Consider the following 8,995-nt stretch of genomic DNA (forward strand, 5'->3'; position numbering starts at 1 on the left):
TGCCGGTAGGTGCTGGGTGACATCCCGACCAGCTCGGTGAAGCGGGTGCTGAAGGTGCCCAGTGACGAGCAGCCGACCGCGAAGCAGACCTCGGTGACGTTGAGGTCGCCCCGGCGCAGCAACGCCATCGCCCGCTCGATCCGGCGCGTCATCAGGTAGCTGTAGGGTGACTCACCGTAGGCGAGCCGGAACTGGCGGCTGAGGTGCCCGGCCGACATGTGCACGCCGCGGGCCAGCGCCTCGACGTCCAGCGGCTGCGCGTACTCCCGGTCGATCCGGTCCCGGACGCGCCGCAGCCGCGCGAGGTCGCTCAGGCGCTGCGCCTCGTTGAGTGCGCGCGTCCACGAAGGGTGACACATGAGGGGATTCCTTTCGTCGATGTCCGCGGGCACCCGGACCGCACGCCGGGTGGTCACCGCGATGCCGAGCCCGGTGTCATGGTCGCGCCCGCGCACACGCCGGACGGTCGATCGTGAGGGCCCCGGTGACGCCGCGGGATCAGGAGCGGCAGAGGCCGGTACGTCCCCGCCACGCTGCGGGACCAGGAGCGGCAGAGGCCGGTGCGTCCGCGCCACCCGGTTCAACGCGACGCGGTCTCCCACGCGAACCCGTCCGGGTCGGTGAATGACTCGATATCACTGCCGATCATGATCCGGTGCGATCCGGTGCCGTCGACAGAGACGCCGGCGTCCTTGGCGAGGGCACGGCGCCCGTAGAGTGCCAGCTTGACGGGACTCGACGGAGTGGCGAACTCGACGTACTTGCGGCCGAAGCTCCTCGCCACAGCCAGGCCGCGGTCAAGGTAGAACCGCTTGCTCTCGGCCATGTCCGCGACTCCCAGCAGCAGCACGATCTCGTCGATCTGCCGGGTGGCCGGGCCGGTGTCCTTCTTCGCCGAGGTCGCGACCTTCCAGATCGTCCCGTCCGGGGCTTGAACGACGCCGCCGTAGCCCCAGAACGACTTCGTGACCGGCTTCAGCGACGAGGCGCCGGCGTCCAGGGCGGCGCCGATGAGACTGTTGACGGTGGACGGCTGGGACACCGTGAGCGACAGCGTGAACCCACGGAACCCGGTCGTCGGCGCCTCCGAGGCCCGCAGACGCACCTGCGAGTCCAAGCCGAAGGCGGCGGTGTAGAAACTTCTGACGGCGGTGGGGTCGGCCACCTCAAGGGTGACGGATTCGATGGAAGCCATGGCGATGACGTTATTTGCGGCTCCGTGACCCACGCTTCTCGATTCCTGATCGATCCGCTCACCCGCTTCGCCCCACTCGGTCGAGATTGGTCCGGTAAGCGAAGGCCCCCGGGCTCGCCTACCAGCGAAAATGGCAGTCTTGACCTCGCAGCTCGACCAGGACGGCTTATCCTGAGCCCGTGCCGTACATCGAGGAACGCGTCTCCACTGTCGAGACCGGCATCGCCGAGATCAAAAGCGACGTCGCAGCGATCAAAGCCGGGCAGAGCAGCACGGAGCTAAATCTCCACCACATGGCCCAGGACATCTCCGAGCTCAAGGCCGGGCAGATCGAGATCCGCGATCTGCTCGCCCGCGTTGTCGCGCGCCTGGAGGGCGTCAACTCCTAGTGCCGCATCAGGCAACGTTCGCCCCGTTGGCTCCCGTCGCCGCGGGTGAGGCTCCGCGATGCATCGCCGTGTGCATCGCGTAGCGTCTTCGCGTGACGCGCTCCCATCGAACATTCGAGAATCCGCCTGCGCTGCCCCACGAGGTCGTCACCGCGGCGGTGGAACGCGGGCTCAGCGACACCGCGCATGAACTCTCGGCGGCCGTGGCTCTGGTCGGCACCGCGCTGAACGACGACGATCGCGCGTTCATCGAGCGATGCTGCATGGAGGTGGGAGCGAGGGCGGCGACCGGAAGCCAGTTGCTCGGACTGGCCGGCCTGTGCCTGGGCCACACCGCCCGCAGGTTCGGGCATCTCAGTGAGCGAGCGGTGGCGCTGGCTGAAGCTCTGGCGGCCCGGGCCGAGCTGGACCCTTTGGATGTCGACGGACGAGCACTCGACGGGCTCGACGATATCCGTTCCTACCTGCGCGCCGCGGCGAAGCCGCGTAGTAGTCGGTCAGGCGACGTTCGCTCTGGCAACGACTTCGCGTAGGCGCTCGTCCTGAGCGTGCTTGTTCCGCCAGATGATGTAGCGGCGGATCATGCTGCCCTGCTCCTGGTGGCCGGCGTGGTCGGTGCCGTCGAGGATGAAGTAGCGCAGGGCGGTGAACTGGGCCTCGATGCGGTTCAGCCAGGAGGAGTTCGTCGGGGTGTGGGCGATCTCGACATTGTTGGCCTCGGCCCAGTCGGCGACCCGGCGGCACCGCTTGGTGGTGAGGTGCGGCGAGTAGTTGTCGCACACGATCGCGATGCGCTTGCCTGCCGGGTGCAGGGAGCGCAGGTAGCGGCAGAACTCCAGGAACTTGGAGCGGTTCTTGGTCTTCTTGATGTGGCCGTAGAGCTGGTCCTTGCCCAGGTCGTAGGCGGCGAACAGGTGACGGACGCCGTGCGGGCGGGTGTAGGTGGTCCGGCGGCGCGGTCGCGGCTCACGGTCGAGGTCCTTGCCTTTGCCGCCGCGTTCGGCCCACTGGCGTCCTGGGTGGGGCTGGAGGTTGAGCGGACCGAACTCGTCCATGCAGAAAATGACCTCGGGCTCGCCCTGCTCGGGTATGACCTCACCGTCGGCGATGGCGTAGAGGTGCTCGACGCGGGCCTTCTTGGCCTCGTAGCCGGGATCGTTCGACGACTTCCAGGTCTTCACGCGTTGAAAGGTGACGCCTTCCTCGCGGAGCAGGATGCGCAGGCCCTCGTGGCTGATGTCGTCGACCACCCCCTCGGCGACCAGGAAGTCGGCCAGCTTGACCAGACTCCAGGTTGAGAACGGCAGAGCGTGCTCGGCCGGTTTGGATTTGGCCATCTTCTTGATCTCGCGGCGCTCGGGCAGCGTGAACGTTCTTGGGCGGCCGCCCTTGTACTTCGGGTAGAGCGAATCGAAGCCGTCGGTGTTGAAGTTGTGGATCACGTCGCGGACCCGGTCCGGACTGGTGAACGTCACCGTCGCGATCTTGTCGATGGGCATGCCCTGCGCGGACAGCAAAACCATCTGGGCGCGCCTCCAGGTCACTACCGAACCGGTCGATCAGGTCGGGAAGATCCTTGACGCTCCCGGCCGGAACGTCAGCGAATGGAAGATGGTCCTCGAAGGGCTTGGCCAGCCATCTCGCCGCCTGTATCGCGCTGTCCTCCGATCCGGTAATCATAATGACCGGAAGTGGAGGATCTTCTCGCCAGAATCCCCGTCTCCGAATCAACCTCTCCAGCGCTTCGCGTGGCCGGCGCTTCTTGTATTCCGGATCGTCCACAGCACTCCCAGGGCCCACACGAGACAAGCTTGATCACCGAAGTAGTTACATATATTGACTGATTTTTCGGCAAAAAGGTTTATAAAAAGACGGTGTAATACAAAACCGGAGGGACGTGCTTGAAAACGATCACAAAGCTCCGTCAAACGGGTGGTTGATGGGCATTGCGTTCGGTGAGGTCAGCGCAGCGCGTGGGCGCGGATCGCTTCCCGGAGGAGGCCGCCCCGTCTCAGCCGTTGCCGGCGGTGTCGAGCGTGGCACCGACCTGATCGGCGAGGATCACCGCGACAAGGCGCGCCTGCAGGGGCGGGACGGCCCCCGGAGTGGGATCGAGCATGAACCGGCCGTAGAAATGGCCGTTGCCGATCGTCCGCAGCTCGACCTCTCTGTCCGGCAGGCCCAGCCGGTCGACGTCCCAGTTCTTACGGTCCCAGACCACGGTGCCGTCCTGTTCGAGGCGTGGTGGATGACCGATCAGGGACCCGTACTCGAAGCGGCATCCGCGCAGGCTCAGCAGGTCTATGAGCTGGGTCGTGACGTGCTCGACCACCCTGTCGGGTGATTTCGCGGACTGGGCCAGCTCAGCGGTGTCGTGGAGCCGGGCCAGGTAGCCGGCGTCGGTGATGGCGATCACGCGCAGGCGCCGGACCCGGGCGGCCAGCTGTGAGACCACCAGGCCCACGACGAGCAGCAGGACGGCGGTCTCTATGTCCGCGGGCTTGGTGACGGTGAACCGCTCGTAGGGCGGGGCGAAGAAGAAGTCGAACCATACGGCGGCCGACACCGCCGCGAGTGCGCCGGCGAGGCGGTGTCCGTTGGCGGCCACCGCGACCACGATCACGACCAGTACGAGAGCCACGTTCGTGTTCGAGAAGCCTGTGCGAAACGGCACGAGTATCGCCGAGACGACCAGCGGCGCCACCACCGCGGCCACGATCGCGACACGGTCTCTGTCCAGATGGCGAGGCATTGACCGCACCCCCGTCCCTCACGCTCTAGAGGCATTGGTTCCATGCCCTATCTGCCAATATGCCAAGACCGACATACTGCCCTTACCCCACCTCCGGCCTGACCGACCAATTCCCCCCCCATCCGCGGGCGACATCAAGAAACCATATGAATCAGCGCCAAGCCCGTAAGAGCCTCATATCAATTGCTCCATCCAGGTCGAACTGGTCCGACACTGAAAGCGCCGACCTCAGGAGGAGACATGGCGGTGCGCGCCCCCGGACACAGCGAACCCCCGCATACCAGGAGCAGCCCAGGATGTGGGATGGAGCAGTTTCACCACCCACGCCCCGTATATACCGGACGAGGGTGTGAGTCCCGTCCGACTCCGCAGCGTGAGCAGTTGCTGAGCGGCCTCACCGGACGCGTTCTGGAGATCGGAGCCGGCGACGGGATCAAGCTCACCTGCTTCCCCGAAGGACTCGACGAGATCATCCTTGTCGAGCCGGACCCCTTCCTCCGTACGGTGGCCGAGCTTCCCGCATCCGAGATCTCGACGCCGGTGCGTATCCTCGACGGAGATCTGATGCGCCTGCCGGTCGAGGACGCGTCCTGCGACGCCGTCATCTGCTCGCTGGTCCTGTGCTGCGTGCCTCGGCCGGAGACGACGCTGTCCGAGGTGAAGCGGGTTCTCCGCCCGGGAGGCGAACTACGGTTCTACGAGCACCAGCGCTCGGACAACGCGGTGGTCGCGCTGGTCGAGGCCATGGCGACCCCGCTCTGGGCACGCGCCTGCGGCGGCTGCCATCCCGCCCGCGACACCGTCGCCGCCATCGAGCGGGCGGGGTTCGGCATCGAGCGGCTCGACCATCTCTCCTTCGACCACGTCAGCCACGTCCTGGGCGTCGCCCGACCCCTGTGAGAACGTACCGCCCGGCGATCAAGAGCCGGGCGGTACGGTGTCCCCGGCCTCGACACGAGCGTGAAGAACCGCCCGGCGGTCAAGAGCCGGGCAACACCGCGTCCTGGGTCTCACCTGACCTTGAGGGAAACCCAGGGCGGTACCGCGTCCTGGGTTTCGTCCTGCATCGGCGAGAGCGTGAAGGAACCGCCCAAGGATCAGAGGTCCGGGCCGTACGGTGTCCTGACCGTCCACCCCGGGTGAGAGCGTGAACGATCAGAAGCCCGGGCCTCCGTCCCGCGCCGATCCGGCGGCGCCGTACGTACGTCGCGGTCAGGGGTTGAAGCGGTATCCCATGCCCGGCTCGGTCAGCAGGTGAACCGGGTGGGCCGGGTCCCGCTCCAGTTTCTTGCGCATCTGGGTCATGTACTGGCGCAGGTAGTGGGTCTCCTTGAGGTATTTCTCCCCCCACACCTCGGTCAGCAACTGGCGCTGGCTGACCAGCTTGCCGGGGTTGCGCAGCAGGATCTCCAGCAGATGCCATTCGGTGGGGGTCAGCCGCACACCGTCGGAGACGGTCTTGCTGACCAGGTCGACAACGCGGTCACCGATGTGGATCTGAGCGAGCTCGGACTCGTGGAGAACCGTCCGCCGGGTCACCGCGCGGACGCGGGCGAGCAGCTCGTCGATGTTGAACGGCTTGGTGACGTAGTCGTCGGCGCCCGCGTCGAGCGCGTCCACCTTGTCCGCGCCTCCGGCCCGGCCGGAGAGCACCACGATGGGGATCGAGGTCCAGCCACGCAGTCCGTGGATGACGTCGATCCCGTCGATGTCGGGCAGGCCGAGGTCGAGTATGACCAGGTCGGGATGCCAGTCCGCCGCCTCGCGCAGTGCCGCGCCGCCGTCCGCGGCCACCGCGACCTCATAGCGGCGGGCGGCCAGGTTGATCCGGAGCGCGCGCAGGATCTGGGGCTCGTCGTCGACGACGAGGATGCGGGTCATGCCTCCTCCGCAACGGCGTGCACGGCCTGCGACCGTGAGGAGATGGGCAGTGTCAGGGTCATGGTGAGACCTCCCCCTGGTGTCTCTTCGGGTGTGAGGGTGCCGCCCATCGCCTCCGCGAGACCTCGCGAGAGGGCGAGGCCGAGGCCGACACCGGTGTGGTTGTCACGGTCACCGAGCCGCTGGAACGGCATGAAGACGCGATCGTGCGCCTCCGGGGGGATGCCGGGGCCGCGGTCGATGACGCGGATCTCGACGTGGTCGCCGTGCCAGCTGCCCGTGACGAGGACCTTCTGGCCGGCCGGACTGTACCGGATCGCGTTGGACATGAGATTGACCAGGATCCGCTCCAGCAGCGCCGGATCGGCGATGATCTCGGGCAGCTCCACGGAGATGTTCCCCTCGATCCTCTCGGCCAGGTGACCGAGATCGTCGATGGCGCGGGGCACGACCTCCTCCACTCCCGTCGGCTGCGCCTGCAGCCCGAGCACCCCGGCCTGCAGGCGGCTCATGTCGAGAAGGTTGGCGACCAGCCGATCGAGCTTGACCAGGGACTCTTCGGCGGTGGCGAGCAGCTCGTGCCGATCCTCCGGGCTCCACTGGATGTCGGTGTTGCGCAGGCTCTCCACCGCGGCCTTGGCCGAGGCGAGCGGGGTGCGCAGGTCGTGGCTGACGGCGGCGAGCAGCGCCGTGCGCATTTTGTCCGCCTCGGCCAGCGGCTTGGCCTGTTCGGCCTCCTCCCTCAGCCTCTCCTGACGCAGCGCCACGGCCGCCTCGGCCGCGAACGCCTCCAGCACCCGCCGGTCGGACGCCTCCAGCAGCCTGCCCCGTACGACGAGCACCAGGCCCTCGTCGATGGTCACGTCCGTGTCGGCCGTACCCGGGCAGGTGCACGGGGAGCCGCCCGCGGTGGCGACGATCCGCCAGGCCTCGGGGTCCGACTGGTCGTCGGGCCCCGGTTCGGCGATCCGCTCCAGCAACGTGACCGAGGTCAGGGCGAAGGTCTCTCGCAGTCGCTCCAGCAGGGACGGCAGCGCCGCCTCTCCGCGCAGGACATGGCCCGCCAGGGTGGAGAGCACCTCGGCGTCCGCGGTCGCCCGGGCCGCCTCCCTCGTACGGCGGGCCGCCACGTCGACGATCCCACTCACCGCGGCGGCGACCAGGATGAAGACGACGAGGGCGAAGAGGTTCTCCGGATCGGAGATCGTCAGGGTGTGGATGGGGGGCGTGAAGTAGTAGTTGATGAGGAAGGAGCCGCCGACCGCCGCGGTGACGGCCGGCCACATGCCGCCGATGAGGGCGACGCCGACGACCATGACCAGGAAGAACAGGATCTCGCTGGGCAGCGACAGCGCGTCCCTGAACGGGATCAGCACGGCGGTGAGCACCGGCATCCCGATGCCGGCGACCGCCCATCCGGCCAGCCTCCTCCTGCGGGTCAGCGCGGCCCGGGAGTACGGAGGACGACGTCCCTTTCTCGCCTCGTCATGAGTGATCATGTGGACGTCGATGGACCCGGACATCGTGGTCGCCGTGATCCCCACGCCCCGGGAGAAGATCTGGGCGAACCGGCCGCGCCGGGACACGCCCAGCACGAGCTGGGTGGCGTTGACCCCCCGGGCGAAGTCGAGCAGCGCCCTTGGGACGTCGTCGCCGACGACCTGGTGATAGGTGCCGCCCATGCTCTCCGCCAGTACGCGCTGGCGGGCCAGGTTGGCCGGATCTCCCTCGGTCAGGCCGTCGGATCTGGTGATGTGGACGGCGAGCAGGTCTGCGCCCTTGGTTCTGTCCGCGATTCTGGCGGCACGTCTTACCAGCGTGTCGCCCTCGGGACCGCCGGTCAGCGCGACGACGACCCGCTCGCGGGCCTCCCACGTCCCGGCGATGCCGTGGTCGGCGCGATACCGGTCGAGCTGGTCGTCGACCTTGCCCGCGACCCAGAGCAGCGCGAGCTCCCGCAGCGCGGTCAGGTTCCCGATCCGGAAGTAGTTGGAGAGGGCGGCGTCGACCTTCTCCGGCGCGTACACGTTGCCGTGGGCCATCCTGCGGCGCAGCGCCTCGGGCGACATGTCGACCAACTCGACCTCGTTGGCCCGCCGGACGACCTCGTCCGGAACGGTCTCGCGCTGCGGCACCCCCGTGATCGCCTCGACGACGTCGTTGAGCGACTCCAGATGCTGGATGTTGACCGTGGAGACGACGTCGATTCCGGCGTCGAGGATCTCCTCGATGTCCTGCCAGCGCTTCTTGTTTCTCGAACCCGGCACGTTGGTGTGCGCCAGCTCATCGATCAACGCCACTCTCGGCCTGCGTGCGATGACCGCGTCCACATCCAGCTCCGTGAAGACGGTCCCCCGGTGGATCATTGACCGCCGGGGGATCATCTCCAGGTCCTCGACCAGCTCGGCCGTGCGGGGCCGGCCGTGGGTCTCCACGAGACCCACGACCACGTCCTTGCCCCGCAGCAGTCTCCGCTGTCCCTCGCCGAGCATCGCGAAGGTCTTGCCGACACCGGGGGCCGCCCCCAGATAGATCCGCAGCCGCCCACGCGCGGTGCTCACCTGGCCACTCCGCTCTGAAGCCACCGTGCGAACCCCGTGTTCAACCGGTCGTCCCGCTCTGAAACCCCGGCGCGAACCGCCTGTACCTCACGTTCTGCGGTTTTCAACCGGTCACTCCGGGGTCGCGGCGCGAACCGCTCGTACCTCGCGTTCCACAGCGTCCACCTGGTCGCTCCGCTCCGGAGGCGCGGCGCGAACCGCTCGTACCTCGCGTTCC

The 8,995-nt window shown here is 67.7% G+C and carries 9 protein-coding genes; 3 read left to right on the forward strand and 6 right to left on the reverse strand.

Translation table 11 applies throughout. The annotated features are described in order from the left end of the window. Positions 1 to 359, reverse strand: a 359-nt coding sequence (locus tag CHC08_RS46865) for a helix-turn-helix transcriptional regulator (protein ID WP_089213837.1), incomplete at its 3' end; no start/stop codon positions are given. 221 nt (positions 360 to 580) lie between these two features. After that, on the reverse strand, positions 581 to 1,195 hold the full coding sequence (locus CHC08_RS46870; RefSeq protein WP_089213831.1) for a VOC family protein: 615 nt from the start codon (positions 1,193 to 1,195) through the stop codon (positions 581 to 583). Positions 1,196 to 1,374: 179 nt separating this feature from the next. Here CHC08_RS46870 and CHC08_RS46875 point away from each other — a divergent pair, with 179 nt between their 5' ends. Continuing rightward, positions 1,375 to 1,584, forward strand: coding sequence for a hypothetical protein (locus CHC08_RS46875; RefSeq protein WP_089213832.1), 210 nt, complete (start codon positions 1,375 to 1,377; stop codon positions 1,582 to 1,584). 92 nt (positions 1,585 to 1,676) lie between these two features. After that, entirely contained in the window at positions 1,677 to 2,117 is a 441-nt protein-coding gene (locus CHC08_RS46880; RefSeq protein ID WP_179282648.1) for a hypothetical protein, read from the forward strand. Here CHC08_RS46880 and CHC08_RS46885 read toward each other — a convergent pair. Together CHC08_RS46885 and CHC08_RS46890 are read right to left on the reverse strand one after the other, a co-directional pair. Further along, complete coding sequence (locus CHC08_RS46885) at positions 2,082 to 3,107, reverse strand: IS630 family transposase (RefSeq protein ID WP_089213838.1); 1,026 nt, start codon at positions 3,105 to 3,107, stop codon at positions 2,082 to 2,084. The genes CHC08_RS46880 and CHC08_RS46885 overlap by 36 nt on opposite strands. Positions 3,108 to 3,595: 488 nt before the next feature. Then, on the reverse strand, positions 3,596 to 4,336 hold the full coding sequence (locus tag CHC08_RS46890; protein WP_089213833.1) for a DUF4118 domain-containing protein: 741 nt from the start codon (positions 4,334 to 4,336) through the stop codon (positions 3,596 to 3,598). Between the two features lie 303 nt (positions 4,337 to 4,639). On the opposite strand from CHC08_RS46890, the gene CHC08_RS46895 reads away from it, so the two are divergent. Then, positions 4,640 to 5,236, forward strand: a complete 597-nt coding sequence (locus CHC08_RS46895; RefSeq protein ID WP_179282649.1) for a class I SAM-dependent methyltransferase — start codon at positions 4,640 to 4,642, stop codon at positions 5,234 to 5,236. 312 nt (positions 5,237 to 5,548) lie between these two features. On the opposite strand, the gene CHC08_RS46900 is transcribed toward CHC08_RS46895, so the two are convergent. Then, a complete protein-coding gene (locus CHC08_RS46900; RefSeq protein ID WP_089213835.1) occupies positions 5,549 to 6,217 on the reverse strand; it encodes a response regulator in 669 nt (222 codons plus the stop codon). Further along, positions 6,214 to 8,778, reverse strand: coding sequence for a sensor histidine kinase (locus tag CHC08_RS46905; protein ID WP_089213836.1), 2,565 nt, complete (start codon positions 8,776 to 8,778; stop codon positions 6,214 to 6,216). The genes CHC08_RS46900 and CHC08_RS46905 overlap by 4 nt, the downstream gene beginning before the upstream one ends. Positions 8,779 to 8,995 lie beyond the last annotated feature (217 nt).

Source organism: Streptosporangium subroseum (assembly GCF_900188345.1).
Lineage (GTDB): Bacteria > Actinomycetota > Actinomycetes > Streptosporangiales > Streptosporangiaceae > Streptosporangium > Streptosporangium subroseum.